A 25,054-nucleotide genomic window follows, 5' to 3' on the forward strand; every position below is an offset into this window, starting at 1 on the left:
TGAGATATTGGCGCCTGTTTTTACCCGAAATCGTTAATTTTGTGATCTTTGATCTAAGGCCACCTTACAACCGGAGGCAGTGACGAGAGGATGGACTCGACGTTGCCACCGGTCTTCAACCCGAAAATCGTGCCACGGTCGTAGAGCAGGTTGAACTCGACATAGCGGCCGCGGCGGATCAGCTGCTCGTCGCGATCATACTCCGTCCAGGGTTTGTTGAAATTGGCACGGACGATCTTCGGATAGACGAGGTTGAAGGCCCGGCCGACGTCCTGCACGAAGGCGAAATCCGCATCCCAGCCGCCTTTTTCCTCGACCGGATGCAGCCAATCGAAGAAAATGCCGCCGACGCCGCGCGGTTCGTTGCGGTGCTTCAGGAAGAAATATTCGTCGCACCAGGCCTTGTAACGATCGTAGTCGGCGACCGCCTCGTGGCGCTTGCAGGTGATTTCCATGACCCGGTGGAAGAGGGTGCTATCGGGGTCCGTCTGGGTGCGGCGCCGGTCGAGGACGGGGGTGAGATCCGCGCCACCTCCAAACCACTGGCTCGACGTCACCACCATGCGGGTGTTCATGTGGACGGTGGGCACGTTGGGATTGACCGGATGGGCGATCAGCGAGATGCCCGACGCCCAGAAGCGTGGGTCTTCCTCCGCACCCGGCATCTGGTTGCGGAAATCGGCGGAAAACTCGCCATGGACGGTCGAGGTGTGGACGCCGACCTTCTCGAAGACACGGCCCTCCATCATCGACATTCTGCCGCCGCCGCCGGCCCCGCCGTCGCGCAGCCAGTCCTTGGGCTTGAAGCGGCCGGGCTCCTGGTCGGAGAGGGTGCCGGTCAGCTCGTCCTCGAGGCTTTCGAGCGAGGCGCAGATCGTGTCGCGCAGGCTCTCGAACCAGGCGCGCGCCGCGGCCTTCTTGTCTTCGATGTCCTCGGGCAGCCCCTTGGGCAGTACCGGCCGTTCCATGTCTTTATCCTCTCGCCATCCCCTTGGCGCGATTCGCATTTTTCCGATCGGGGATTAGCATTTCTGGCTTTCGCGAGCCATTCCATCGGTTGTCGCAGGTGGAAAATGAGACTCGCAAAGCGTGTCGCTGGGCACTATCTTTACCGCATAAACAGGTGCTGATCAGAGGCTTTCATGGCAAAGTTCACACCCCCGCCGCTCGACGGGCTGAAACGCAGGATCGACCGCCACCGGCAGGAAAAGGCCGGCGAGCGCCAGGGCATGTTCGTACGGCAGACCTTCCAGCTCTCGCGTGAAGAAGCGCGCGAAAAGGCGCGCGAATGGTTTCATGAATTTCCGAAGGCAGCCTACTGGACCGAAGTGGAAAGCTGGCGCCAGCTCGAAGGCGACCAGATCGAATTCACCATGCGCAGGTTGCCGACGGCGGATTGATCCGATCCGTCACTTCGGGTCCTCATAGGTGTAGAGCGCGCACATCTCGTCGCTGTTCTTTGGAGGATTTCTCCCCGTAAACACGGCGATCGCCGACATTCCCTTGGCCGACGCCCAATTGGCGACATAGGTCACGTCGCCCGATCCGCAGAGCTGGTTGCCGTTTTCGAGTTCCGGATCGGCCGGTTCCGCGACACGGTAGACCGATGCCGGTACCCGCCTGCCATCGACGCGAAAATTGTCGGCGACGAGGTCGGAGAACTCGAGGGATTCCTCGTTCTCGAAGGTGATGCTGAAATCGTCGAGCCAGACGTCGCCGGTGACGCTCATCGCCGTCTTGCTGACCGCGGCGTAGTGCTCGGCCTCCTGGGCGTGGCCGGATGAAGCCGTGAGGGCAAGAGCGGCAACAGTCATGGGATAGCAAAGCAGATTGCGCATCTTGGTCCTTGGGGGTTTGGGGCTGGGAAGTACGAGGCGATTGCGGAAACATATGCGATCCCCGATGTTTGGCCCATGGGCTTCGACCGGTCTGACATGTGTTTTCTCAAAAGATGCTAAACGGGCGGGAGACGGGTGATCCGCCAGATGCCGATCACGCTCAGGCGGCATCCCCCGTCTTGGCGAGAACCGGCGTGAGTTCGAGACCGGGAGCTTTTCATCACCTTCAGGACCGTAGCGAAGAGCGCCTTTCGGTTCACCCCGACATCGCGGGCGAGTTTGGTCATGCCCCGTGCCCGCGCGACGGTGCCGAGACATCTCGCGATGAAGGCGGGGTCGCCCTCTTCGAATGCTGCCTTCATGAACTCTTCGATGCCCTCTTCGGTATCCAAATGTCCTTCCATTTCCGGGAGCGTTGTTCAGCCGGGTATGATGATCAACTTAAACTAAACCTATCCGTGCAATCAACTGACATTCACCTCTTCATCCGCTTCCAGCAAGATCGGTCCCGCTCCCTTTTCGCCGAGCATGTCGAGCGGGTTCCTGAGCGGGCAGTCCTCCATCGACAGGCAGCCGCAGCCGATGCAGCCGGTCAGGTGGTCGCGGAGCGCCGTGAGGCTGGCGATCCGCGCATCGAGCTGGCGTTTCCAGGTTTCCGAAAGGCGTTGCCAGTCCTTCGCCGTCAGCGGCCGGTCGTGCGGCAGGACGGAAAGCGCCTCGGCGATGTCGGCAAGCGGTATGCCGGTCTTCTGGGCGACCTTGATGACCGCGACCCGGCGCAGCACGACGCGCGGATAACGGCGCTGGTTGCCGCGGTTGCGGCGGCTCTGGATCAGCCCCTTGGTCTCGTAGAAATGCAGGGTCGAGACCGCGAGGCCGCTGCGTTGCGCCACTTCGCCGACCGTCAATTCCAGCGGTATACGTCCCTCGGAATCTTTTTTCATTCGCCATTGACCTCAATATTGCTTGAGGTTTTATAGCAGAGGCTCCCTGAAAGAAAACCGGAGCCCAGTTCCATGGAGACGAAAAACGCCCTGCCGCCGCTCCCCCGCAGCGTATCGCTCGTTCGGGCCGGCAACCCATCTCCCCCGTCGCATTTTTTCCGCAACGTCACACTGCTGTCGGTCAGCACGCTGACCATCATGTCGGGTGCGACGATCTCGGCCTCACTGCCCGGCATTGCCGCGCGTTTTGCCGATCTGCCGAATGTCGAACTCCTCAGTCGGCTGGTCTTGACGCTGCCGGCCCTGTTCATTGCTGTGTTCTCGCCGGTGGCCGGTTGGGTCATCGATCGCTATGGCCGCAAGCCGCTCCTCATCGTCATGCTCCCGCTTTTCGCGGTGGCCGGGTGCTCCGGCCTATTCGCCGACAGTCTTTTCGGCCTGCTTGCCGGACGCGCGGTGCTCGGCATCGCCGTGGGCGGCATCATGACCACCGCGACTGCACTGGTCGGCGATTTCTTTGCCGGCACGGAGCGAGACCGCTACATGGGGCTGCAGCAGGCCTTCGTCGGCATCGGCGGGACGATCTTCCTGACCGGTGGCGGTTTCATGGCGGAACTCCACTGGCGGGCGCCTTTCCTTATTTATGCGCTCGCCTTCCTGCTCCTGCCGGCCGCGCTGACGTTCATCCGCGAGCCGATACGCCCGGCGGCGATGCAGACGAGGACGGCGCCGGACGGCCTCGGCACGCATGGTACGCTGCTTCTTGCAGTCCTGCTCATCGGGGCGGTCCTCAACATGGTCGCCTTTTACATGATTCCGACACAGCTTCCCTTCTACCTGAGGTCGCTCGGCCTTGAGGCGCCGAGCCTTGCCGGCATGGCCATCGGCCTCGGCCAGCTGGTCGGCATCGCCAGCTCGCTGGTCTTTGCCCGTTTCCGGCAGATGCTCGGGGTCATGGGCGTCTTCGCGCTGGCCTTCGGATCGATGGGGTCAGCCTTCGTGCTGCTCTCTGTTGCCGGGACCTATCCGGGCATCCTGTTTGCGATGGCGGTATCCGGCATCGGCATGGGAACGATCATGCCGAATTTCGCCGGTGCTGCGATGCTGCTTGCATCGCCGACCCTCAGGGGACGCGTTTCCGGCTTGCTGGTGGCGAGCGTCTTCACCGGCCAGTTCCTGTCGCCGCTCCTCTCGCAGCCCCTGATCGCCGCAAAAGGCTACGCCGCGACCTACGGCATGGCCGGCCTCATGCTGCTGGTCTTCGCTTTCGGTTCGCTTGTCGTCAGGCTCAGCCCGCGGCCGCGGGATGCCGCGACATGAGGAAGAGAACCTCAGGCGAAGCCCGTCTGCCGCAGCGCCTCGCCAGCAATCATCGCTGCCGACATGGCGACGTTGATGGAGCGTTGGCCCTGGACCATCGGAATCAGGATGCGGCCGTCGGCGGTCTCATGCACGTGGTCCGGCACGCCGGCGCTTTCGCGGCCGAAAAGGAGAATGTCGTCCGGCCGGAAGGCGAAGCTTGTATAGGGCAGGGCGGCCTTGGTGGAGGCAAGCACGACGCGCCGGCCATTCCCTTTGCGCCAGTCATCGAAGCGCTGCCAGTTGACGTGGCGGGCGAGCGTGACGCTCTCCAGATAGTCCATGCCGGAGCGCTTCAGGTTCCGGTCGGAAATGTCGAAGCCCGCGGGCTCGATAATGTCGACCGAAAGGCCGAGGCAGGCGGCGAGCCTCAGGATCGTGCCGGTATTGCCGGCAATATCCGGCTGGTAGAGGGCGATGTGCAGGCCAGAGGAAATGTCGCTCATATGCCGTCCTTACGGGAAACCGGTGTCCGATCTCAAGCCCTTTCGATGCACGGCAGGGCTGTGACGATCGGGCAACAGAAAAGCCCCCGAGTGGTCGCCCGCGCCGATTTGCTCTTTCCAATTTGCGCCCGAAAGGTTAGAAGGCTTGCGTAACTCAACGCCCACTCAAGGAGGCCTACATGGATATGACCGTGCTTTCGCGCCTCCGCAGCCAGATTATTGTCTTTCTGGCCTAGGCGTTCCGCGGTTTCTCGCAAACTTTTCCTTTCCTGATCCGTTACGCGGCCGACATGCGGCCTCGATACCTCAAGTTTTCGTCGCCCGATTCCGGTCGCCTTGCGTGCCGAGCCGGCGCGGCAGTCCGATTTACGGAGCTATTTTCATGTTCTCGTGGTTCGAACGGCGCGTTGATCCCTATCCGGACGAAGCGCCCGCACTACCGCCCTCCGGCCTTGCGGCCTTCCTGTGGCACTATACTAAGCCGGTCTGGCCGTGGGTCGTCATCATGTCGACCTGTACGATGCTGATCGCGATCGGCGAAGTGGCGCTGTTCCAGTTCCTCGGCGATATCGTCGACTGGCTGACCAATGCCGATCGGACGACCTTCCTCGACCGGGAAGGGCCGAAACTGGTCTTCATGGCCTTCGTGGTGCTGATCGGCCTGCCGCTGGTGGCGACGCTCAACTCGCTGATCATGCACCAGATCCTGATGGGCAATTTCCCGATGATCGCCCGCTGGCAGATGCACCGCTTCCTGCTCAGGCACTCGATGACGTTCTTCGCCAACGAGTTTGCCGGCCGCGTTTCGACCAAGGTGATGCAGACCTCGCTCGCCATCCGCGAAACGGTGATGAAGGTGCTGGACGTATTCGTCTACGTCTTCACCTACTTCATCTCGATGATTGCGATCGTCGCGGCCGCCGACCTGCGCCTTGCGGTGCCGCTGGTGCTGTGGATCGTCTTCTACTCGGTCACCGTCGCCTATTACGTGCCGCGTCTGCGGAAGATCTCGGCGGAACAGGCGGATGCGCGCTCGATGATGACCGGTCGGGTCGTGGACAGCTATACGAATATCGCGACCGTCAAGCTCTTCTCGCATGCGGGAAGGGAAGAGGCCTATGCGCAAGATGCGATGGACGTATTCCTGAAGACCGTGCATGCCCAGATGCGCAAGGTGACGGGTTTTCAGGCGCTGGTCTACTTCTACAACTGCGCTGCGCTCTTTACCGTCGGCGCGTTGTCGATCTGGTTCTGGCTGGACGGCGCCATCTCGATCGGGGCGATCGCCATCGCCATCGGCCTTGCGATGCGCATCAACGGCATGTCGCAATGGGTGATGTGGGAAGTCTCGGCGCTGTTCGAAAACATCGGCACCGTCTATGACGGCATGTCGATGATGACCAAGGCGCATGACGTGGTCGACCAGAAGGGCGCTTCGACGCTGACCGCGAAAAGGGGCCATATCCGCTACGACAACGTCCACTTCCACTACGGCAAGGGCAAGGGCGTCATCGAGGGCCTGACGCTCGATATCCCGGCCGGCCAGAAGGTCGGTCTGGTCGGCCGTTCGGGAGCCGGCAAAACGACGCTGATGAACCTGCTGCTGCGCTTCTACGATCTGGAAGGCGGCCGCATCACCATCGACGGGCAGGACATTGCCGGCGTCACACAGGACAGCCTGCGTTCGCTGATCGGCGTCGTCACCCAGGATACCTCGCTGCTGCACCGGTCGATCCGCGACAACATCGCCTACGGCAAGCCGGACGCGACCGACGCGGATATCATCGAGGCGGCCAGGCGGGCGAATGCCTGGGAGTTCATCGACGGGCTCGCCGACATGCAGGGACGCAAGGGTCTCGATGCGCATGTGGGCGAACGCGGCGTGAAACTGTCCGGCGGCCAGCGGCAGCGCATCGCGATCGCCCGCGTCTTCCTGAAGGACGCGCCGATCCTGGTGCTGGACGAGGCGACTTCCGCGCTCGACTCGGAAGTCGAAGCAGCGATCCAGGAGAACCTGTTCGCGCTGATGGAAGGAAAGACGGTGATCGCGATCGCCCACCGGCTGTCGACGCTGACCGAAATGGACCGGCTGATCGTGCTCGATCGCGGCCGGATCATCGAGGCCGGCACACATCGCGAGCTGGTCGCGAACGGCGGCATCTATGCCGACCTCTGGAACCGCCAGTCCGGCGGCTTCATCGGCCATGACGACGTGATCGAGGAAGAGGCGGCGGAGTAAGCTCCGCCGTCATCCCTTTATCGCTCTGATGTGGGTATTCTTCCGCCGAATTCAGATTCGGTTTTCGCGGGTGTGCCAGATACGGAGAAGAAAAATCATCTCGCCCTGTATTTCGTATCGCAACTCGTAGTCACCGATCAAAAGGCGGCGGATTTCACGCGGTGCGAACTCATCGAGCCTTTCGCCAAGCCGCGGATGCTGGATGAGTTTCCTGGGTGCCGCAGCCAGGTTTTGAGCAGTGCGCGCCGCCGCGGATGCGTTCACCGCAGCCAGGAAATCATGAAGGCGGCCGAGATCGGATACCGCCTTTGCCGACCACTTCAATTCCATCAGAGGGGACGTGGCAGAGGTCTGTCAGTTCCCAGGCTGGAAACCCATTTTTCGACCTCCTCCTGATCGACCACGTTTCCCTCATCGACGTCCACCATCGCTTCCAATGTCAGACGCCGCCGCTCTTCTTCCAGCTCGATCCAGTTGGCGAGTGCCTGCTTGACAACCCAGCCCCTTGAGCGTTCCAGGCGGTTGGCCAGTTCGTCCACTTTCTCGGCCAGCTGGACCGGCACATGCGCAGTCAGAACACGGGTTTCCATGGCAAGCTCCTTTGGAGACCAATCATAACGATTGACTGTGATTATGTCCAACTCGCCCGGCGACCGCCCGGCCGGGGTTCTCCATTAAGAAAATGTAAGCCGCCGCCCGGCCGCTTTTGCTTTGCCGCCGATCAGAATCCGCCTATATCCGGGGCATGTTGAAACCTGTCTTCCGCATCTTCGAAAGCTTTATCAAGCCGTTTGCGAGGCGGGACGACCTGAAGCCGCCGACTGGTCTTGTCGGTTTCATCTGGTTCTATGTCAGCCAGGCAAAGCTTCCCTTCTTCGCCATGCTGGTGCTCGGCGGGCTTGCGGCCGGCGTCGAGGCGGCGATGTTCTGGTATGTCGGCCGGCTGGTCGATATCCTCGACACGACCAAACCCGCCGACGGGTGGTCGGGGCTGCTCGCCAATCACGGGACCGAACTGGTGGTCATGGCGCTGGTGGTCGGCGTCGGCCGCTTCCTGATCGGGCTGATGACGGCGCTGGTCGACCAGCAGATCATCACACCCGGTTTCTACAACCTGGTGCGCTGGCAATCCTACATCCACGTATCGCGCCAGTCGCTCTCCTTCTTCCAGAACGATTTTTCCGGCCGCATTGTCACGAAAGTCTGGTCGGCCGGCCAGGCGACCGGCGACGTGCTCACCTCCTTCATGGAAAGCGTCTGGTTCGTCGGCATCTATTCCGTTTCGACCATCGCGCTGGTCGCCGGGCTCGACTGGCGGTTGGCGGTGGTCGTCATCGCATGGCTTTCGATTTTTGCGGTGCTCGCCAGATATTACGTGCCGCGTATTCGCGAGCACTCCAAGGCCTCGGCCGAAGCCGGGTCGATGATCAGCGGCCGCATGGTCGACGCCTATTCGAATATCCAGACGCTTCGGCTGTTCGGCCGCGACGAGGCCAACGACCGCTACATGCTCTCCGGCTTCGAGAGCTTTCAGGACACGATTATCGCGTTCACCCGGCTGCTGACCAGCGTGCGCGCCTCCATGGCCTTCCTCTCCGGCACGATGATCGTCACCATGGCGGCGATGAGCGTGCATCTGTGGCTCTCCGGCCTGATCTCGTCCGGTGCCGTCGCCTTTACCATGGCTCTGATGCTGCGGCTGAACTTCCTGCTCGGCCGGCTGATGACGCAGCTCAACGGCATCATGCGCAATATCGGCACGATCCAGAACTCGGCCGAACTGATCTCGCAGCCGATCGGGCTTTTGGATGCGCCGAATGCGACGCAGTTGGTGGTAAAACGCCCGGAAATCCGCTTCGAGAACGTCAGCTTTCACTACGGCAAGGCGAAGGGCGTCATCGACAACCTGTCGCTCACCATCCGGCCGGGCGAGAAGCTCGGCATCGTCGGTCGTTCGGGTGCCGGCAAATCGACGCTCGTCAACCTGCTGCTGCGCTTCTACGATCTCGAAGGCGGACGCATCCTGATCGACGGACAGGATATCGCGAAAGTGACGCAGGAATCGCTGCGCGCCCAGATCGGCATGGTGACGCAGGATACCTCGCTGCTGCACCGGTCGATCCGCGACAATATCCTGTTCGGCCGGCCGGATGCGACGGAGGCGCAGCTCATCCAGGCGGCGCGCAAGGCGGAGGCCGATATGTTCATTGCGGCCCTCGAAGACCAGCGCGGCCGCAAGGGGTTTGACGCACATGTGGGCGAACGCGGCGTGAAGCTTTCCGGTGGCCAGCGCCAGCGCGTCGCGATCGCCCGGGTGATGATCAAGGACGCGCCGATCCTGGTGCTCGACGAGGCGACTTCGGCGCTCGATTCGGAGGTGGAAGCGGCGATCCAGTCCAACCTGGAGCGGCTGATGCAGGGCAAGACCGTGCTCGCCATCGCGCACCGGCTTTCGACCATCGCAGCCCTCGACCGCCTGATCGTCATGGACGAGGGCCGGATCATCGAGGACGGCACACACAACGAACTGATTGCGCGGGGAGGGCTCTATTCGGAGCTCTGGGCAAGGCAGTCCGGCGGCTTCCTCGCCGCGGACGCCGCCCAATAGCGTCGCCGGCTCACTGACCGGTAACGGCGATCTCGGCGATCAGCCCGAAGTGGTTCGAGCCGTGCGCCTGGGGAATGCGGGTCAGCGACTTTATCTTGAGCGGTGCCCGCGCGTAGACATGGTCGATCGGCACGCCGAACGCGCCCGCCCGGATCGGCCAGGTGGCGGGCTCGAAGCCGGCGGTCGCCAGGTCCGCATTGCGGAGGAACCGGCGCATGTTCGGCGCCAGGCTCGACGCGTTGAAATCGCCCGACAGCAGCAGGGGGCCGCTCGTCTCGCTGATCGCGAGAGCAGCGCGGGTCAGTTCCACGGAGTGGAAATTGTCGAAATACGGCTTGGTCGTATGCATGCCGACGAAATGGATCGTTTGGCCGCGGATGGTCACCTTGGCGAGGATAAAGCGATCCGGAAAGATCTCGCTGAGCGATTGTACCGTCGGCGCTTCGATCGGCACCTTCGACAGCATGAGCTGGTCGCAATCGGCGATCAGCAGGCCGCAGCCCACCCGGTAAGGATAGGTTTTCGCCAGCTCGTCCATATAGACCCGAAGCGGGGCTGCCTCCATGATGTTGACCAGGTCGGCGCCGGACGACCGGATCGTTTCGACGATCTCTTCGGCATTGGCGAAATTGTCGTTGAGGATGTTGAATGACATCAGCTTGATGGTCGGTGCGTTGACCTCCGAAGGTGTCATCGGCGCGGCGAAGTCGCGGCTCATCAGCACCGCGTGGCCGACAAAGAGGAGCGTAGCGGCGAACAGCAGCCAGACCAGGAAGTGGCGCTTGACGACAAGTGCTGCGACCATGGCCGCCACGCAGCCGACAGCCGCATGCAGTTGCAGGCTGTAAAGCGTTCCCAGAATCCAGTGGGGGTGTATGTAACGCGTCCCGATCGCCATCAGCACAAGCGACACGATGACGCAGATGGCAACCGATAGTGTTTGTCTCATTCAGGTCTGTCCGGGACGGCCGCCTTCTGTCGTGGGCTTGGCCTAACATGAGGCCCGATTTGTTGCAATGCGGTGCCCGGCGGGGCAGTTAACGGGAAGTGCGCCATCCCCGCCATTTCCTTTGAAAAACGCCTGGTTTTCCCCGGTCGGAGAGGCCATTGCAGGCCAGGTTTCGCAGGCTTGTGCTCTGCCTGTCACGCTGCTCCGGAACCCTCCGGGTTTTCCGGCGACAAACTGGTCGGCACCCCTTGCCAAGGCTGGACATATTTTGCGATCAAGCATAGAACGCGCCGGATTGCTGGGGAATCTATGGTCGAATTGTGTTCAACTGAGATTCGCCGGGACGGGGGCAGAGCGGTTTCCGCGAATTGCGTGAGAAGGATGATTGAGCCGTGAGCGAGCACGACACACATAGCGAAACACTGGGCGAGCCTACTCGCCGTGATTTCCTTTATCTGACCACCGGCATGGCCGGCGCTGTCGGCGCTGTATCGGTTGCGTGGCCTTTCATCGATCAGATGCGCCCGGACGCCTCGACGCTGGCGCTCGCGTCCATCGAGGTAAATGTCGGAGCTCTCCAGCCGGGCATGTCGCTGACCGTCAAGTGGCGCGGCAAGCCTGTCTTCATTCGCAACCGCACGCCCAAGGAAGTAGAAGAGGCGAATGCCGTGGCGCTGGCGGATCTCAAGGATCCCGTCGCCCGCAACGCCAATCTGCCGGCTGACGCGCAGGCAAGCGATATCGATCGTTCCGCCGGCCAGGGCAAGGAGAACTGGATCGTGATGATCGGTTCCTGCACCCATCTCGGCTGCGTTCCGCTCGGCCAGTCCGGCGATTTCGGCGGATGGTTCTGTCCGTGCCACGGCTCTCACTATGATACGGCGGGCCGTATCCGTAAGGGCCCGGCGCCGCAGAACCTCGCCATTCCGACTTTTGCATTTGCGTCCGACACAGTGATCAGGATCGGGTGAGGGGATAATATTTATGAGCGGTCATTCCACATACCAGCCATCGACCGGCATCGAAAAGTGGATCGATTCGCGGCTTCCGCTGCCGCGCATGATCCATGACAGCTTCATTTCCTACCCCGTTCCCCGCAATCTGAACTATGCCTACACGTTCGGCGCCATGCTGTCGGTCATGCTGATCGTGCAGATCCTCACCGGCGTGGTGCTCGCCATGCATTACACCGCTTCGACAGGCATCGCCTTCGACTCGGTCGAAAAGATCATGCGCGACGTGAACCATGGCTGGCTACTGCGCTACATGCATGCCAACGGCGCCTCGTTCTTCTTCGTCGCCGTCTACCTGCATATCGCCCGTGGCCTCTATTACGGCTCCTACAAGGCGCCCCGCGAAATCCTCTGGATCCTCGGCGTGGTGATCTACCTGCTGATGATGGCGACCGGCTTCATGGGCTACGTTCTGCCCTGGGGTCAGATGTCCTTCTGGGGCGCGACCGTCATCACCGGCTTCTTCTCGGCCTTCCCGCTGGTCGGCGAATGGATCCAGCAGTTCCTGCTCGGCGGCTTTGCCGTCGACCAACCGACGCTGAACCGCTTCTTCTCGCTGCACTACCTGCTGCCCTTCATGATCGCCGGCGTCGTCGTCCTGCACATCTGGGCCCTGCACGTCACCGGCCAGACCAACCCGACCGGCGTCGAGGTGAAGACCAAGACCGACACCGTCGCCTTCACGCCCTATGCGACGATGAAGGATGCGCTCGGCGTCTCCGTCTTCCTGATCGTCTATGCCTGGTTCATCTTCTACATGCCGAACTACCTCGGCCACCCGGACAACTACATCCCGGCCGACGCCTTGAAGACCCCCGCTCACATCGTCCCGGAGTGGTACTACCTGCCGTTCTACGCCATGCTGCGCGCGATCACGTTCAACGTCCTCTTCATCGACTCCAAGCTTGGCGGCGTTCTGGTGATGTTCGGTTCGATCATCATCCTGTTCTTCCTGCCCTGGCTCGACACGTCGAAGGTCCGCTCCGCCGTCTACCGTCCCTGGTACAAGCTGTTCTTCTGGCTGTTCGTCGCCAATGCCATCATGCTCGGCTGGCTCGGTTCCCAGCCTGCGGAAGGCATCTTCACCACGCTGTCGCAGATCGGCACGCTCTACTACTTCGGCTTCTTCCTGGTGATCATGCCGCTTCTCGGCTTGTTCGAAACGCCGAGGCGCATTCCGAACTCCATCACGGAAGCGGTTCTTGAGAAAAAGAACGGCAAATCCGCCGAAGCCCGCGCCTGACGCCTGCGACCGAGAGGGATTAGAATTATGAACAAGCTTGTTACAAGCCTCGTCTCGCTGGCCTTCCTGGCGGGAATGGGCGTTGCCTCGGCCGTGGCGCAGGAAAACCATGCTGCGGCCCCGGCCGCGGAACATGCGGAAACGCCGCATTTTCCGATCCACCATCCCAAGGAAACCGACTGGAGCTTCGCGGGTCCGTTCGGCCATTATGACAAGGGCCAGCTCCAGCGCGGCCTGAAGGTCTATACGGAAGTCTGTTCCGCCTGCCACTCGATGCGTCTGGTCTCTTTCCGCACCCTGGAGGACCTCGGTTATTCGGAAGGCCAGGTGAAGGCCTTTGCCGCCAACTACAAGGTTCAGGACGGCCCGAACGACGAAGGCGAAATGTTCGAACGCACCGCCGTTCCGTCCGACCACTTCCCGTCGCCCTTCCCGAACACCCAGGCTGCCGCTGCCGCCAACAACGGCGCAGCACCGCCGGACATGTCGCTGATCGCCAAGGCTCGCGGCGTGACCCGCGGCTTCCCGCAGTTCGTCATCGACATATTCACCCAGTACCAGGAAGGCGGACCGGATTACATCCATTCGCTGCTGACCGGCTACGAGCAGCCGCCGGCCGGTGTCGAGGTTGCTCCGGGCACCCATTACAATCCGTATTTCGCCGGCGCCGCCGCGCTCGCCATGGCTCCGCCGCTCAGCGCCGACCAGGTGACCTATGACGACGGCACGCCGCAGACGGTCGATCAGTATGCCAAGGATATCTCGGCCTTCCTGATGTGGGCTGCCGAGCCGCATCTCGAAGATCGCAAGCGCACAGGCTTCATGGTGATGATCTTCCTCCTGATCTTCACCGGCCTGATCTACCTGACCAAGAAGTCGGTTTATGCCAGCAAGGAACATTGAGGTTTCCACCTCGTGATCTGAAAAAGGCGGCCTCCGGGTCGCCTTTTTTGTTGGGAGGACGAGCTTCAGTTGATAGGCTCGTTCCCTGTTCCTGCCGCCAAATATGTGGGTCACATGTCTTCCAAAAACGCTCTCTTCGCCGCCATCCGTTCCATCCCGGACTATCCGAAACCGGGCATCATCTTCCGCGACATCACCACGCTGCTCGGCGACGCCGTTGCTTTCGGGCAGGCGGTGGATGAGCTGGTGGCGCCCTATGCAGGCCTCGGGGTCGACAAGATCGCCGGCATCGAGGCGCGCGGTTTCATCCTCGGCGGGGCGCTGGCGCACCAGTTGAAGGCCGGGTTCGTGCCGATCCGCAAGAAGGGCAAGCTGCCGCACCAGACCGTGCGGATGGCCTACAGCCTCGAATACGGCACCGACGAAATGGAGATCCATGTGGATGCGGTGAAGGCCGGCGAGAAAGTGATCCTCACCGACGATCTGATCGCCACCGGCGGCACCGCGGAAGGTGCCGTAAAGCTGTTGCGGCAGCTGGGCGTCGAGATCGTCTCCGCCTGCTTTGTCATCGACCTGCCGGATCTCGGCGGCCGCCGGAAGCTCGAAGCGCTCGGCGTGGAAGTCAGGACGCTCGTCGAATTTTCAGGTCACTGAAGTTTCGGGCAGAGCGACAGGTGGCAGGCGAGGGCGCCTGCCGATACTCCTACGCGAATTCCAGTACGGTGCCTTCGTAGCGCATCACCACGTCGCCATGCTGGTTGATGCCGTCGCAGATGGTCAAGTTGATGAACGTGCCGGCGCGGGAAGTGAGCGGTCGGCTTTCGGTCAGTGCGACGGAATAGGTGATGCTGTCGCCGGCATAGACCGGTTTCAGCCATTGCAGCTTCTTGAAGCCGGCCGAAGGGCCGAGCTTCGGGGCAGTGATGCCCTCGCTTTCGAGGCGCGCCACCTCGGTTTTCCAGTAGGCGATATAGGTCTTCATCCAGCCGGCACAGGTGTGCCAGCCGGAGGCGCAGAGAGCGCCGAAAACGTAGTTCTTCGCCGCTTCGGCATCCACATGGAAGGGCTGCGGATCGAATTTCTTCGCGTAGCGGACGATGTCCTCGGCGGTGAAGAGAAGCGTGCCGGTGATGACTTTTTGGCCGGGCGGAGAAAGCTCGATCAGCCTCATGCGGCGTCCTCCCGGGCGTCGCGCAACCGCATCATGATCGGGTTCTCACCGCGCATGACGATCTCGCCGCGCTGGTTCTCCACCTCGTGCAGGAATTTGACGATGCCGATGCCCGGGCGGGAGCGCAGCGTGCGGGATTCGATCACGGTCGAGCGGCCGGACAGCGTATCGCCGGCCAAAACCGGCCTTTTCCATTCCATGAACTCGATGCCCGGCGATCCCTCCGACGAGCTGCTGGACAGCCAGCCGTCGAACATCATGCGCATGAACATGCTGGCTGTATGCCAGCCCGACGCCGACAGGCCGCCGAGGATGCTCGCCTTGCCGGCCGCCTCGTCGAGATGCATTGGCTGCGGATCGAACTCGGCGGCGAATTCGACCATCTCGTCTGCCGTCACCTGCTTTTCGGCGAGCTGAAAAACCCGCCCTGTCGAAAAGTCCTCGAAATAATACGCGGCTCCCGTCATGTGGCCCTCCCGCCCACGGTCTCAGGTGTTGAAACGGAAGTGGATGACGTCGCCGTCCTGGACGACGTATTCCTTGCCTTCGTCCCGGCCCTTGCCAGCTTCCTTGGCGCCGACTTCGCCCTTGTAGGCGATGTAGTCGTCATAGGAGATCGTGAAGGCGCGGATGAAGCCCCGCTCGAAATCGGTATGGATGACGCCGGCGGCAGCCGGTGCCTTGGTGCCGCGCACGATCGTCCAGGCGCGGGTTTCCTTCGGGCCGACCGTGAAATAGGTGATCAGGTCGAGCAGGTGGTAACCGGCGCGGATCAGCCGGTCGAGGCCGGCTTCCTCAAGCCCGAGGGCCGACAGGAATTCCTTGGCTTCGTCTTCCGGAAGCTGGGCCACTTCGGATTCGATCGCGGCCGAGATGATCACGCATTCGGCGCCCTGTTCCTTGGCCATGGCGGCGACGGCCTCAGTGTGTTCATTGCCGGTCGAGGCATCGGCTTCCGCGACGTTGCAGACGTAGAGGACCGGGTGCGAGGTCAGAAGGTTGAGACCCTTCAGGATCTCGATCTCTTCGGGCGCGAGCGACTTCAGAAGCAGGCGCGCCGGCTTGCCGTCGTTCAGCAGCTTGATCACCGCATCCATGACCGGCAGCTGCGCCATGGAATCCTTGTCCTTGCCGGTGGCGCGCTTGCGGGTCTGTTCGACGCGGCGCTCCAGGCTTTCGAGGTCGGCGAGCATCAGCTCGGTCTCGATCGTGTCGGCGTCGCCGACCGGGTTGATGCGTCCCTCGACATGGGTGATGTCGTCGTCCTCGAAGCAGCGCAGAACGTGCACGACCGCATCGACTTCGCGGATATTGGCGAGGAACTTGTTGCCGAGGCCTTCACCCTTCGAGGCGCCGCGCACCAGGCCGGCGATATCCACGAAGGAGATGCGGGTCGGGATGATTTCCTTGGAGCCGGCGACCGCCGCCAGTTTCTGCATGCGCGGATCGGGGACCGCGACTTCGCCGGTGTTCGGCTCGATCGTGCAGAACGGATAGTTGGCCGCCTGGGCCGCTGCCGTCTTTGTGAGCGCATTGAAGAGAGTGGACTTGCCGACATTCGGCAGGCCCACGATACCGCATTTGAAACCCATGGGTCCGGACCCTGTATCTGAAGAAATTTCGTTGGTGTGGCTATGGGGGAAAGTGCCGGGGCGGTCAAGGCTTGGTCGGGATATTGCAAGGCGAGAGGGCCGGAGCCATTGCCTTGCGGGCAGGGCCGTTTGGCCTTATTTTAGTGGAGAAGGAGTTCCGGCCATGACCGTTTTCACCGTGACGAAAGAGGGTGAGGTAACGCTGACCAGCGATGTGCTGAAAGGTCTCGGCATTCATCCGGGAGACCGGATCGCCGTCGTCGAGCGACCGGGCGGACGGCTCGAATTGTCGCCGGTGAAGGAAGTCGTTGCGGCGGCGGGTCAGGAGACCGGCGGTTTGGAGAAGTTCTTCGGCAGTTTGAAGAACGAACACAACATTCACGCCACGCTGGAAGAAATCCAGGAAGCCATGGAGGCCGGTTGGGCCGGGGAAGTACGGTTCGACGATGATCGTTGATACGAACGTGCTCGTTCGGGCATGGGCTGACGATCATGAGCTGCAATCGCTGGAGGCGCGCTCGCAGTTTGCGACAGCCGAAAAGGTTTTCGTTTCGAATGTCGCACTCTGCGAATTCGTCTGGGTCGCACGGCGAGTCTATCGGCAGAAGCGCATGGAGATCGCGCAAGCCATCCGCCTGCTGATTGCGGACAACCAGATCGTCATCGATCGCGAGGCGGTCGAGACAGGCCTCTCCTTTCTCGATGCCGGCGGGGATTTCGCTGATGGCGTGATCGAGTTCGAAGGCCGGAGACTGGGTGGGGATACGTTTGTGAGTTTCGACAAGCGTGCGGTAGCGATCATCCGTGCACAGGGCCGCGATTGTGTATTGCTCGATGCCGAATGACCCCGCCATTTGCTAGGTGGTTGCTTGAAAAATTCCGGTTGCGGTGCGATATAGCCGACATGTTCTCCCGATAGGATTGCATCGTCAGGAGAGGCCGATGGCCGAAGATACCACCGTAAAACCGAAGACGAAAACCAAGACCAAGCTGGAGCGACCGAAGCTCTACAAGGTCCTGCTCGTCAACGACGACTATACGCCACGTGAATTCGTCACCATGGTGCTGAAGGCCGTGTTCCGGATGAGCGAGGAAACCGGCTACCGGGTGATGCTGACCGCGCACCGGATGGGCCTGGCGGTGGTCGTCGTCTGTACAAGGGACATTGCCGAGACCAAGGCGAAGGAAGCCATCGATCTCGCCAAGGAGGCGGGTTTTCCGCTGATGTTCATCACCGAGCCCGAGGAATAGGGCTCATTTCCCCTTTTTGCCGGCTTTGACACCCAGCGCCTCGGCGCTGATCCAGAAGACGGCATCCTGTGATTCTGCTGTTTCCAGCCAGAGGAAGTCGAGGTCGGGGAATTCCTCCTCCAGGATTTCTCGGCCCGAACCGATTTCACAGATCATTCCACCGTCCGCGTTAAGATGCGCCGGTGCTTCCGCCAGCAGCCGGCGGACGAGGTCGAGCCCGTCCACGCCGCCATCGAAGGCCATGGCCGGCTCCGAGCGAAATTCCTCCGGGAAACTCTCCATCGCCTCGTGGTCCACGTAGGGTGGATTGGTGATGATCAGGTCGTACTTCTTTCCGGCGAGCGGCGCGAAGAGATCGCCGTTGAACAGCGTGAGCTGATCTTCGACGGCGTGTTCCGCCACGTTGAGTTTGGCCACTTCCAGCGCGTCAGGGGAGAGGTCCACCGCGTCGACTGCAGCGTTCGGGAAGAATTTCGCGGCAAGGATCGCCAGGCAGCCGGAGCCGGTGCAGATGTCGACGGCGCTTTCGACGCTCAGCGGATCGGGCAGGAAGGTGGAGCCGTTTTCGCCGAGATATTCGCTGAACAGGATCTCGCCGATATGGGAGCGGGGCACGATGACGCGCTCGTCGACGAGGAAACGGACGCCCTGGATATAGGCGTGGCCGGTCAGGTAGGACGTCGGCTTGCGGGTCGTGACGCGGGCGTCGATCCGCTCGGCCAGCAGGCGCCGTTCGGCCGGCAGCAGGCGTGCGTCGAGAAACGGATCGAGCGCATCGATCGGCAGGTCGAGGCTGTCGAGGATCAGGAAGGCGGCGTCGTCGCTTGCCGTCGTCGTGCCGTGGCCGTAGCTGAGGTTTGCGGCGTTGAAGCTGGAAATGGCGTAACGCCAGTAGTCGCGAAGGGTGACGAGTTCGCCGGTGATGTCATCGATGTTCGAGGTTTTGGTCATGTCGCGCTTCTGATTCCGGTGTTTCAGTTCTGCGGGTGTCTCGCCCGTCATTCACCCTTGCCGCCGAACATCTTCTTCAGCATCTCGGCCATCGGGCCTGATGTCGGAAGGTTCGGCTTGCCGCCGCTGCGAGCCTGATGGATATGCGATTGCCCGGCCGGCTTGGCGACAGGTTTCTTTTCAGGTTTCGGCTTTTCCTCGTCCGGCTTGCCGCCGACGGCGAGCGCCAGCTTGTTCATCAGCTGCGAATCCTCCCCCTTCACCAGCATCTCGGCATTGTCGGCGATTGCGTCGAGCAGAGGCGAGAGCCAGGTCTGGTCGACCTTGGCGAAATCGCCGAGCACGTGGTTGTGCACCAGTTCCTTGGCGCCCGGATGGCCGATGCCGAGGCGAAGCCTGCGGTATTCCCGGCCGCAATGGGCGTCGAGCGATTTGACGCCGTTGTGGCCGCCGTTGCCGCCGCCGGTCTTGATCCGGGCCTTGGCGGCCGGCAGATCGAGTTCGTCGTAGATGGCGATGACGTTCTCCGGGCCGAGCTTGTAAAAGCGCATGGCCTCGCCGACCGCTTCGCCGGAGAGGTTCATGAAGGTCTGCGGCTTGATCAGCAGCACCTTTTCGCCGGCAAGCTCGCCTTCCGAGATCAGCGCCTTGAACTTCTTCGACCACGGCGAAAAGCCGGGCCGGCGCTGGATCGCGTCCACCGCCATGAAGCCGATATTGTGGCGGTTGCCCGCATACTGGGAACCGGGATTGCCGAGGCCGGCGATGATGAGCATGGAGACATCCATCCTTGACTGCTGGCTTTTCACCACCGCGAAACGCCGCCAAAGTCAACCGGTTTCGATGCTTGAGCCTCTATTGGGGCTCCTCGATGCCGTAGCGCTTGAGAATTGCCTTCTGGACGCCGTCCCTGATGAGGCGGTCAAGGCCTGCCTGCATTCCGGCGATCAGTTCGTCGGGCACATCCAGGTGGCAGGCAATGCCGAGATGCTGCTCGGAGAACAGGATGACCTTTTCGATCGGCGTTCCGTCCGCCTTCAGCTTTTGATAGACGCCTTCCGACATGGGCATCATGTCGATACGGTCCTGCAGCAGTTTTCTGAGCGTCGTGTCGACGTCGGCACTGAGGTCGATCTTCGGGAAACCGAAGCTTTTCAGAAGCCCCTCGGTATAATCGGCACGGTGGGTGCCGACCGTATATTGCTTGGCCTCTTCCAGGGTGGTCGCCGCGACCTTGGAACCCGCATGGCGGACGAGGATGTTGCGGTCGATGAACAGCGGCACGACCCATTTGAAACGCGGCTCGCGATCCGGCGTGCGGGCTGCGGCGAAGACGCAGTGCATGGGTTGCGTCTCGGCCATGGCGATGGCGCGTGCCCAGGGCATGATCTCCAGCGTATAAGGCGTGCCCGCGTCACGCATGATGATCTCGACCTGGTCGATACCGACGCCGCGGTAGTTGCCGCCCGGCTCCTGATAGCTGAAGGGCGGGTAGGACTCCGTAGAAAAGGCGACGGGTTGCTGGGCATGGGCACCTGCCGCGAGGCTGAGGCTGGCAAGAAGCGGCGCTGCGATTTTCATCTGTCCCCCTTCCAAACGCACATGTTGTCATTTCTGACCCAGCATCTGGTCCGGAGGTGAGAACTTGTCAGCTCGCCATGGACTCGATTTCGGCCTGCCGGGTGGATAGGGCCGAGAGCAATTCGGAAATTTCGCGGGGCTTCGAGAAGAGATAGCCCTGGGCATAGTCAATGCCCATTTGCCGCAGCAACGAGCGCTGTTCTTCCGTCTCGACGCCTTCGGCGACGACCTTGCAATTCATCTTGTGAGAAATAGCACTGATGCCTTCGACAAGCATCCTGTTCTTACTGCCTATGTCTCCGGTCTGTTCGGTGAGCGAACGGATGAAGGACTGGTCGATCTTGACGATATCGACCGGGAAACGGCTCATATAGCTCAGCGACGAATAACCGGTGCCGAAGTCGTCGAGCGCGATGCGGCAGCCGAAGCGGTGGATCTCGTTGAGGATGGTGCGGATCTCGGGATTGTCGTGCATCAGCACGGCTTCGGTGATTTCCACCACCAGTCGCGACGGATCGATGCCGTAGCGTCCGAGCAGGCCGGCAAGGCGGGCCGGCAGGCCTGGCTCGAATTGCAGCGGCGAGAAGTTGACCGCGACATAGGTCTCGCCCATGCCGGGCAGGCGGGAGACACGGGCGAGGTTCGCCATCGCGTCTTCCAGGATGAGGTTGCCGATCTGGCCGATCGAGCCGGTCTCCTCGGCAACGCTGATGATGCCGGCCGGCGACATCAGGCCCTTCCTCGGGTGACGCATGCGCATCAGGGCCTCGAAGCCGAACGGGTTGCCGGTCTCTATATCGACGATCGGCTGGAAATGCGCCTCGAACCAGCTGGCGGCGATCGCGACTTCGATGTCGCTCTCGATCTCGGCCCGTTCCCGCGTCTGGTCGAGAATGGCGGGATCGTAGACCTGTGCGCCGTTCTTGCCATCGCGTTTGCGGGCATACATGGCCATGTCGGATTTCTGCAGCAGCTCGGCGGCGCTGGCCGCATGGCTTGGATAGAAGGCAAGCCCGATACTGGCGCTCAACCGCACGCCGGTGCCCTCGATCCGGAAGGGAACCTCGAACATGTCGACGATCTTCTGGCTGAGTTCGGTGGCGCGGCGTTCGGCACCGTCCCCGGTGATCAGGATGGCGAATTCGTCGCCGCCCAGGCGCGAGGCGGTATCGCCGTCCCCCAGCATCGGCTTCGTCCGTTCGACGAACTGGCAGAGCACGGCGTCGCCGGCGGCATGGCCGAGATTGTCGTTGATCGCCTTGAAGCGGTCGAGATCGACGAACAGGCAGGCGACCTCGGTGCGCGCCCTGTCGGCCTCGGCGATCTTCTGGTCGAGAGCCGCCTCGAAACCCTGACGGTTCAGGAGCCCGGTCAGATGGTCGGAAATGGCCTGCTGGCGGTTGCGGAGCTCCGATTGCCTGAGTTCCGTGACGTCGGTCATGACGCTCAGCGAGCCGGGAATGCTGCCGCCGGCCGTGCCAAGCTCGGTCTCGACGATCAGTACGTCCATCAGGCGGCCGTCGGTGCACAGGAACCGGACCGTGACTTCGATCGCCGGGCCCGACTTTGCCTGCTGCTTGCGCTTTGCATAGATCTGGCGGTCCGCAGGTGCGACAAGCTCGAAAAAGGGATGGCCGATGACGTCGTCACGGCGATAGCCGGTCGCGAGCAGCCAGTAATCGCTGACGGCGGCGATCTGGTCGCCTGCAGTCAGCGAAAACAGCATGGCCGGCGTCAGGTTGTAGATTTCCGTGGTCTGCTGATGGGCGCGCTTCAGTTCGCGTTCCTCGCGCTCCAGCAGCGTCTGCATCTCGTTGAAGCTTTTTGCCAGCCGCCCCATTTCGTCGTTCGAGCGCCAGTCGACATGGTGGCGCGAACCGAGCCTGCGGGTTGCCTCGATGGCGGCGGTCAGGCGCATCAGCGGCTTGATGACCATGACGCGATTGCCGAGGATCGCTGCGCCGAAGACCGTCAGTATGGTGATGATGAAGATGGAGATGAAGGCCATTTCCATCTGGTGCAGGGCGGAGAACCAGCCGAGCTTCGGCACGTAGACGGTGATGGTGCCGACATTGCGGGTGCCCTGCTGCGACTTGTAGAAGACCGGCTCGGAGATCGCTTGCAGGCTGCGGAAATCGGCCGGATTGACATCGACTTCGGAGATATTGAGCTTGCCCGTATTGTCGGTGATCTGCACGCCGTTGATGGCGGGATCGGCGATCAGCATCGAGGCGACCTGGTGGATGCTGTCGGTGTCGAGATCCCAGAGCGGCTTGCCCAGTGCCTGGGAATTGGTCACCAGCACGACGTTGACATGTTCGCTGAGGTTCTTGGCGGCCTGCTGCGAGGAAAGCGCCAGAAACAGCGTGAACAGCGGAGCGACGACGACCAGAAGGGCGCCCGAAATGATCGCAATAAAACGACTCTCAACGGAATGAGTCATCCGTCTTCCCCGCATTCATCGTCTGGCTGCCGCCGGACTTTCCCCGTCATGCCGAAGTAGCGCGCATCGTTTCACCTATTCATTAAACTTCACTGAAACGACGGTGCCAAGATTCGAACGAAATACGCAGGCAGGGTTACGAAATTGTATTCAGCCGACAATAAAAAACCCGCTTTCGCAAGAAAGCGGGTCCCATTTCAAGAATTTCGGTCTTGGTTATTCAGCAGAAGCCGGTTCTTCCTGGGCAACGCCTGCAGCCGGGGCGACGATCGTCGCGATGGTGAAGTCGCGGTCGGAGATGACCGGACGAACGCCAGCCGGCAGCTTGACGGCGGAGATGTGGAGGCTGTCGCCGATCTTCGCGCCCGTCAGGTCGACGGTCAGGAATTCCGGAATGTCGTTGGCCGGGCAAAGCAGCTCGACTTCGTGACGGACGATGTTGAGAACGCCGCCGACCTTGATGCCCGGGGACTTCTCTTCGTTGACGAAGTGAACCGGAACTTCAACGGAAACTTCCGTGTTGCCCGAGACGCGCAGGAAATCCACGTGCATGGTGAAATCGCGGACCGGATCGAGCTGATAGTCCTTCGGAAGGACCTGGATCTTCTCGCCGTTGACTTCGATCGTGGCAACCGTGGTCATGAAACCGCCGGCATGGATGCGCTTTGTCACTTCGTTGGTCGACAGAGCGATCGCGAGGGGGGACTGCTTGTCACCATAGATGACAGCAGGAATGAAACCGTTGCGGCGAAGTTCACGGGAGGACCCCTTACCTACCCGTTCGCGCGCCTCGGCCTTGAGCTCGTAAGATGCGTGGCTCATGGCATATCCTTTCGAGGTTGTTTGGAGAGTTTTCGGCAGTGAAGCTCACCGCGTCAAACTGAAGGGCACCATCCGATGCGCTTCATCCGCGTTGCCTCCAAGGGTGTCTACGCGGACGGGCGGGCTATAATACAACGATCGAGGATGTGCAAGCTTTTCGGCCTGAAAACAAAGGACTTGCGCTTGACTTCGGCGGCCCGTCTTCCAATTTGGTGCCCGTTGAACGAGGGAAGGGCTTGATTCATGAAACGGACTTTGATCGCGGCCAGTGTTATGGCTGCGTCCTGCGTATATCCGGTTGCAGCGGCTGAGATCAACGACAAGGGTGCCCGCACCCTCAGGGAAAGCCTCACCTACTTCCTGCCGGATACGGTCAGGTCCACGGGCTTCCTCACCGTCAAGCCGGCTGGCGAGCGCTACGAGATCAGCTACGATTTCACCAAACTCCTCAAGTCCATCAACAAGAAGGACTTCACTGTTTCCGGCCTGAAGCCGTATTCGGTCTTCGCCGCACCGCTCGACAACGGCCAGTGGAAGTTCAACGGCGACAGCGACATGAATTTCACCGTCAAGGGCAAGATGCCCGACGGCAAGCCGACGAACCTCAACTATTCCGTTACCGACATGGTGTTTTCCGGCATTTTCGATCCGGCGATCAGTTACTTCCGCTCGGGCGAGGTCACGTCAGGACCGATCCGCATGGTCTCGAAGAGCGGCAAGGAAGAGGTCGAGGCGAGTTTCGCCGGCATGAACTATTCGCTCGCGTCCTCGCCGAGCGCCGCTGCCGGGAGCATGGATTTCACCGGCAAGGGCTCGTTCTCGCGCTTCTATGAACGGGTTGCGACGCCGGAAACACCGCCGGTGCAAATCCGCGCCGAAAGCCTCGATTTCGACGTCGGTGTCCAAGGCGTGATGGCCGAAAAGCTCCGCAATCTCATTGCTTTCGTGTTGGAACTCGTCAACGATGAAAAGCCGTCGCAGGCCGAGATCGCCAAGCTTAAGGATCTCATCCGCGGCGCGATGCCGTTCTTCACGGCGCTTTCGGAAAAATTCACCTTCAACCAGTTCACCGTGGCAAGCCCGATCGGCGATTTCGGCGTCCACAAGTTCGACTACACGTTCACGATGAGCGAGCCCGCCGCGGCGACCCGGATCGGCTTCGGTGCGCGCGTCGAGACTATCTCCACGCCCGCCGGCATCATCCCCCCGCTCTATGCTCAGCTGGTGCCCGACATGGCGGAAATGGAGATCGGGGTCGCCGATCTCAACTTCCAGCGCTTCGTAGACACCTTGATGGAGATCGACCTTTCCAATCCCGCTCCGCTGCCGGACGCGGAGGGCGAGCGCCTCGGTAAGACCTTTCTCAACGATGGGCAGTTGACCGTCGATTTCCCGCGGATTGCCGCGAAATCCGCGCTTTACGACGTCGAAGCCTCCGGCAAGGTCAAGGGTTATCCGGACGAGAAGGATCGCTATACGCTCGAAACCTCGATCCTTGCCCGCGACATCGACAAGCTGATCCAGTATTTCCAGGCCGCCGCCAAGAGCGACCCCGAATTCAACCAGGTTTCATTTGCGATGATGATGGCGAAGGGCATGGCCAAGACGGAACCGGACGGCCGCCTGCGCTGGGACATCAAGTTCGAGGACGGCAAGAGCTTCAGCGTCAACGGGCAGCCGATCCAATGATCTGACGATGCG

At 61.5% G+C, this 25,054-nt stretch carries 28 protein-coding genes; 12 read left to right on the forward strand and 16 right to left on the reverse strand.

The genetic code is table 11. The annotated features are described in order from the left end of the window. Window positions 1-53: 53 nt before the first annotated feature. Window positions 54-968 (reverse strand): oxygen-dependent coproporphyrinogen oxidase, encoded by a 915-nt coding sequence (gene hemF, locus ABCW43_RS13140; protein WP_345924959.1) that lies wholly within the window; start codon window positions 966-968, stop codon window positions 54-56. 174 nt (window positions 969-1,142) lie between these two features. Here hemF and ABCW43_RS13145 point away from each other — a divergent pair, with 174 nt between their 5' ends. Then, complete coding sequence (locus tag ABCW43_RS13145; RefSeq protein ID WP_037076370.1) at window positions 1,143-1,400, forward strand: hypothetical protein; 258 nt, start codon at window positions 1,143-1,145, stop codon at window positions 1,398-1,400. Between the two features lie 9 nt (window positions 1,401-1,409). On the opposite strand, the gene ABCW43_RS13150 is transcribed toward ABCW43_RS13145, so the two are convergent. The 3 genes from ABCW43_RS13150 to soxR all read right to left on the reverse strand — a co-directional run bounded on the left by ABCW43_RS13150 (window position 1,410) and on the right by soxR (window position 2,782). Beyond that, on the reverse strand, window positions 1,410-1,838 hold the full coding sequence (locus ABCW43_RS13150; RefSeq protein WP_345924961.1) for a hypothetical protein: 429 nt from the start codon (window positions 1,836-1,838) through the stop codon (window positions 1,410-1,412). Window positions 1,839-1,954: 116 nt separating this feature from the next. Continuing rightward, the gene (locus ABCW43_RS13155; RefSeq protein ID WP_345924963.1) at window positions 1,955-2,230 is read right to left on the reverse strand and encodes an addiction module antidote protein; all 276 of its coding nucleotides are present in this window, start codon (window positions 2,228-2,230) and stop codon (window positions 1,955-1,957) included. Between the two features lie 72 nt (window positions 2,231-2,302). Then, window positions 2,303-2,782 carry a redox-sensitive transcriptional activator SoxR gene (gene soxR, locus ABCW43_RS13160; protein ID WP_345924965.1) on the reverse strand — a complete coding sequence of 160 codons (480 nt, stop codon included), beginning with the start codon at window positions 2,780-2,782 and terminating at the stop codon, window positions 2,303-2,305. A 72-nt stretch (window positions 2,783-2,854) separates the two neighbouring features. Here soxR and ABCW43_RS13165 point away from each other — a divergent pair, with 72 nt between their 5' ends. Next, entirely contained in the window at window positions 2,855-4,102 is a 1,248-nt protein-coding gene (locus tag ABCW43_RS13165; RefSeq protein ID WP_345924967.1) for an MFS transporter, read from the forward strand. A gap of 11 nt (window positions 4,103-4,113) precedes the next feature. Here ABCW43_RS13165 and ABCW43_RS13170 read toward each other — a convergent pair whose 3' ends face one another. Continuing rightward, the gene (locus ABCW43_RS13170) at window positions 4,114-4,587 is read right to left on the reverse strand and encodes a tRNA (cytidine(34)-2'-O)-methyltransferase (RefSeq protein WP_345924969.1); all 474 of its coding nucleotides are present in this window, start codon (window positions 4,585-4,587) and stop codon (window positions 4,114-4,116) included. A 382-nt stretch (window positions 4,588-4,969) separates the two neighbouring features. Between ABCW43_RS13170 and ABCW43_RS13175 the strand changes: the two genes are divergently transcribed. Next, complete coding sequence (locus tag ABCW43_RS13175) at window positions 4,970-6,826, forward strand: ABC transporter ATP-binding protein (RefSeq protein ID WP_345924972.1); 1,857 nt, start codon at window positions 4,970-4,972, stop codon at window positions 6,824-6,826. A 51-nt stretch (window positions 6,827-6,877) separates the two neighbouring features. Here ABCW43_RS13175 and ABCW43_RS13180 read toward each other — a convergent pair whose 3' ends face one another. Beyond that, complete coding sequence (locus ABCW43_RS13180) at window positions 6,878-7,156, reverse strand: type II toxin-antitoxin system RelE/ParE family toxin (RefSeq protein ID WP_345924974.1); 279 nt, start codon at window positions 7,154-7,156, stop codon at window positions 6,878-6,880. Beyond that, a complete protein-coding gene (locus ABCW43_RS13185; protein WP_345924975.1) occupies window positions 7,156-7,416 on the reverse strand; it encodes a CopG family ribbon-helix-helix protein in 261 nt (86 codons plus the stop codon). The genes ABCW43_RS13180 and ABCW43_RS13185 overlap by 1 nt, the downstream gene beginning before the upstream one ends. A gap of 155 nt (window positions 7,417-7,571) precedes the next feature. Here ABCW43_RS13185 and ABCW43_RS13190 point away from each other — a divergent pair, with 155 nt between their 5' ends. Beyond that, entirely contained in the window at window positions 7,572-9,434 is a 1,863-nt protein-coding gene (locus tag ABCW43_RS13190; protein WP_345924977.1) for an ABC transporter ATP-binding protein, read from the forward strand. 10 nt (window positions 9,435-9,444) lie between these two features. On the opposite strand, the gene ABCW43_RS13195 is transcribed toward ABCW43_RS13190, so the two are convergent. Further along, the gene (locus ABCW43_RS13195; RefSeq protein WP_345924979.1) at window positions 9,445-10,383 is read right to left on the reverse strand and encodes an endonuclease/exonuclease/phosphatase family protein; all 939 of its coding nucleotides are present in this window, start codon (window positions 10,381-10,383) and stop codon (window positions 9,445-9,447) included. A 392-nt stretch (window positions 10,384-10,775) separates the two neighbouring features. On the opposite strand from ABCW43_RS13195, the gene petA reads away from it, so the two are divergent. The 4 genes from petA to ABCW43_RS13215 all read left to right on the forward strand — a co-directional run bounded on the left by petA (window position 10,776) and on the right by ABCW43_RS13215 (window position 14,196). Then, window positions 10,776-11,354 carry a ubiquinol-cytochrome c reductase iron-sulfur subunit gene (gene petA / locus ABCW43_RS13200; protein WP_037076345.1) on the forward strand — a complete coding sequence of 193 codons (579 nt, stop codon included), beginning with the start codon at window positions 10,776-10,778 and terminating at the stop codon, window positions 11,352-11,354. 13 nt (window positions 11,355-11,367) lie between these two features. After that, window positions 11,368-12,639: a cytochrome b gene (locus tag ABCW43_RS13205; protein ID WP_345924980.1), complete on the forward strand. Its 1,272-nt coding sequence runs from the start codon at window positions 11,368-11,370 to the stop codon at window positions 12,637-12,639. Between the two features lie 27 nt (window positions 12,640-12,666). After that, window positions 12,667-13,542: a cytochrome c1 gene (locus tag ABCW43_RS13210; RefSeq protein WP_345924983.1), complete on the forward strand. Its 876-nt coding sequence runs from the start codon at window positions 12,667-12,669 to the stop codon at window positions 13,540-13,542. A gap of 114 nt (window positions 13,543-13,656) precedes the next feature. After that, window positions 13,657-14,196: an adenine phosphoribosyltransferase gene (locus tag ABCW43_RS13215; protein WP_345924985.1), complete on the forward strand. Its 540-nt coding sequence runs from the start codon at window positions 13,657-13,659 to the stop codon at window positions 14,194-14,196. Between the two features lie 49 nt (window positions 14,197-14,245). On the opposite strand, the gene ABCW43_RS13220 is transcribed toward ABCW43_RS13215, so the two are convergent. From ABCW43_RS13220 to ychF, 3 genes are read right to left on the reverse strand one after another with little or no spacing between them, the layout of a single operon-like run. Continuing rightward, on the reverse strand, window positions 14,246-14,713 hold the full coding sequence (locus ABCW43_RS13220; RefSeq protein ID WP_345924987.1) for a MaoC family dehydratase: 468 nt from the start codon (window positions 14,711-14,713) through the stop codon (window positions 14,246-14,248). Beyond that, window positions 14,710-15,180 (reverse strand): MaoC family dehydratase, encoded by a 471-nt coding sequence (locus tag ABCW43_RS13225; RefSeq protein ID WP_345924989.1) that lies wholly within the window; start codon window positions 15,178-15,180, stop codon window positions 14,710-14,712. Before ABCW43_RS13225 ends, ABCW43_RS13220 begins: the two co-directional genes overlap by 4 nt. A gap of 21 nt (window positions 15,181-15,201) precedes the next feature. Beyond that, on the reverse strand, window positions 15,202-16,305 hold the full coding sequence (gene ychF / locus ABCW43_RS13230) for a redox-regulated ATPase YchF (RefSeq protein ID WP_345924991.1): 1,104 nt from the start codon (window positions 16,303-16,305) through the stop codon (window positions 15,202-15,204). Window positions 16,306-16,468: 163 nt separating this feature from the next. Here ychF and ABCW43_RS13235 point away from each other — a divergent pair, with 163 nt between their 5' ends. The 3 genes from ABCW43_RS13235 to clpS all read left to right on the forward strand — a co-directional run bounded on the left by ABCW43_RS13235 (window position 16,469) and on the right by clpS (window position 17,556). Next, the gene (locus ABCW43_RS13235; protein ID WP_345924993.1) at window positions 16,469-16,762 is read left to right on the forward strand and encodes an AbrB/MazE/SpoVT family DNA-binding domain-containing protein; all 294 of its coding nucleotides are present in this window, start codon (window positions 16,469-16,471) and stop codon (window positions 16,760-16,762) included. Beyond that, entirely contained in the window at window positions 16,752-17,150 is a 399-nt protein-coding gene (locus ABCW43_RS13240; protein ID WP_345924995.1) for a type II toxin-antitoxin system VapC family toxin, read from the forward strand. Before ABCW43_RS13235 ends, ABCW43_RS13240 begins: the two co-directional genes overlap by 11 nt. Window positions 17,151-17,247: 97 nt before the next feature. After that, window positions 17,248-17,556, forward strand: coding sequence for an ATP-dependent Clp protease adapter ClpS (gene clpS / locus ABCW43_RS13245; protein WP_210008923.1), 309 nt, complete (start codon window positions 17,248-17,250; stop codon window positions 17,554-17,556). A 3-nt stretch (window positions 17,557-17,559) separates the two neighbouring features. Here clpS and prmB read toward each other — a convergent pair whose 3' ends face one another. The 5 genes from prmB to ABCW43_RS13270 all read right to left on the reverse strand — a co-directional run bounded on the left by prmB (window position 17,560) and on the right by ABCW43_RS13270 (window position 23,353). Next, window positions 17,560-18,507 (reverse strand): 50S ribosomal protein L3 N(5)-glutamine methyltransferase, encoded by a 948-nt coding sequence (gene prmB / locus ABCW43_RS13250; protein WP_345924999.1) that lies wholly within the window; start codon window positions 18,505-18,507, stop codon window positions 17,560-17,562. Between the two features lie 47 nt (window positions 18,508-18,554). Further along, window positions 18,555-19,283 (reverse strand): aminoacyl-tRNA hydrolase, encoded by a 729-nt coding sequence (gene pth / locus ABCW43_RS13255; protein WP_345925001.1) that lies wholly within the window; start codon window positions 19,281-19,283, stop codon window positions 18,555-18,557. 79 nt (window positions 19,284-19,362) lie between these two features. Beyond that, entirely contained in the window at window positions 19,363-20,088 is a 726-nt protein-coding gene (locus ABCW43_RS13260; RefSeq protein WP_345925003.1) for a substrate-binding periplasmic protein, read from the reverse strand. Between the two features lie 67 nt (window positions 20,089-20,155). Next, window positions 20,156-22,531 carry an EAL domain-containing protein gene (locus ABCW43_RS13265; protein ID WP_345925005.1) on the reverse strand — a complete coding sequence of 792 codons (2,376 nt, stop codon included), beginning with the start codon at window positions 22,529-22,531 and terminating at the stop codon, window positions 20,156-20,158. 216 nt (window positions 22,532-22,747) lie between these two features. Then, window positions 22,748-23,353: a 50S ribosomal protein L25/general stress protein Ctc gene (locus ABCW43_RS13270; RefSeq protein ID WP_345925007.1), complete on the reverse strand. Its 606-nt coding sequence runs from the start codon at window positions 23,351-23,353 to the stop codon at window positions 22,748-22,750. Between the two features lie 243 nt (window positions 23,354-23,596). Here ABCW43_RS13270 and ABCW43_RS13275 point away from each other — a divergent pair, with 243 nt between their 5' ends. After that, window positions 23,597-25,042: a hypothetical protein gene (locus ABCW43_RS13275; protein WP_345925009.1), complete on the forward strand. Its 1,446-nt coding sequence runs from the start codon at window positions 23,597-23,599 to the stop codon at window positions 25,040-25,042. Window positions 25,043-25,054 lie beyond the last annotated feature (12 nt).

The sequence above is a fragment of the Neorhizobium tunisiense genome (assembly GCF_039631515.1).
Taxonomy (GTDB): Bacteria; Pseudomonadota; Alphaproteobacteria; order Rhizobiales; family Rhizobiaceae; genus Neorhizobium.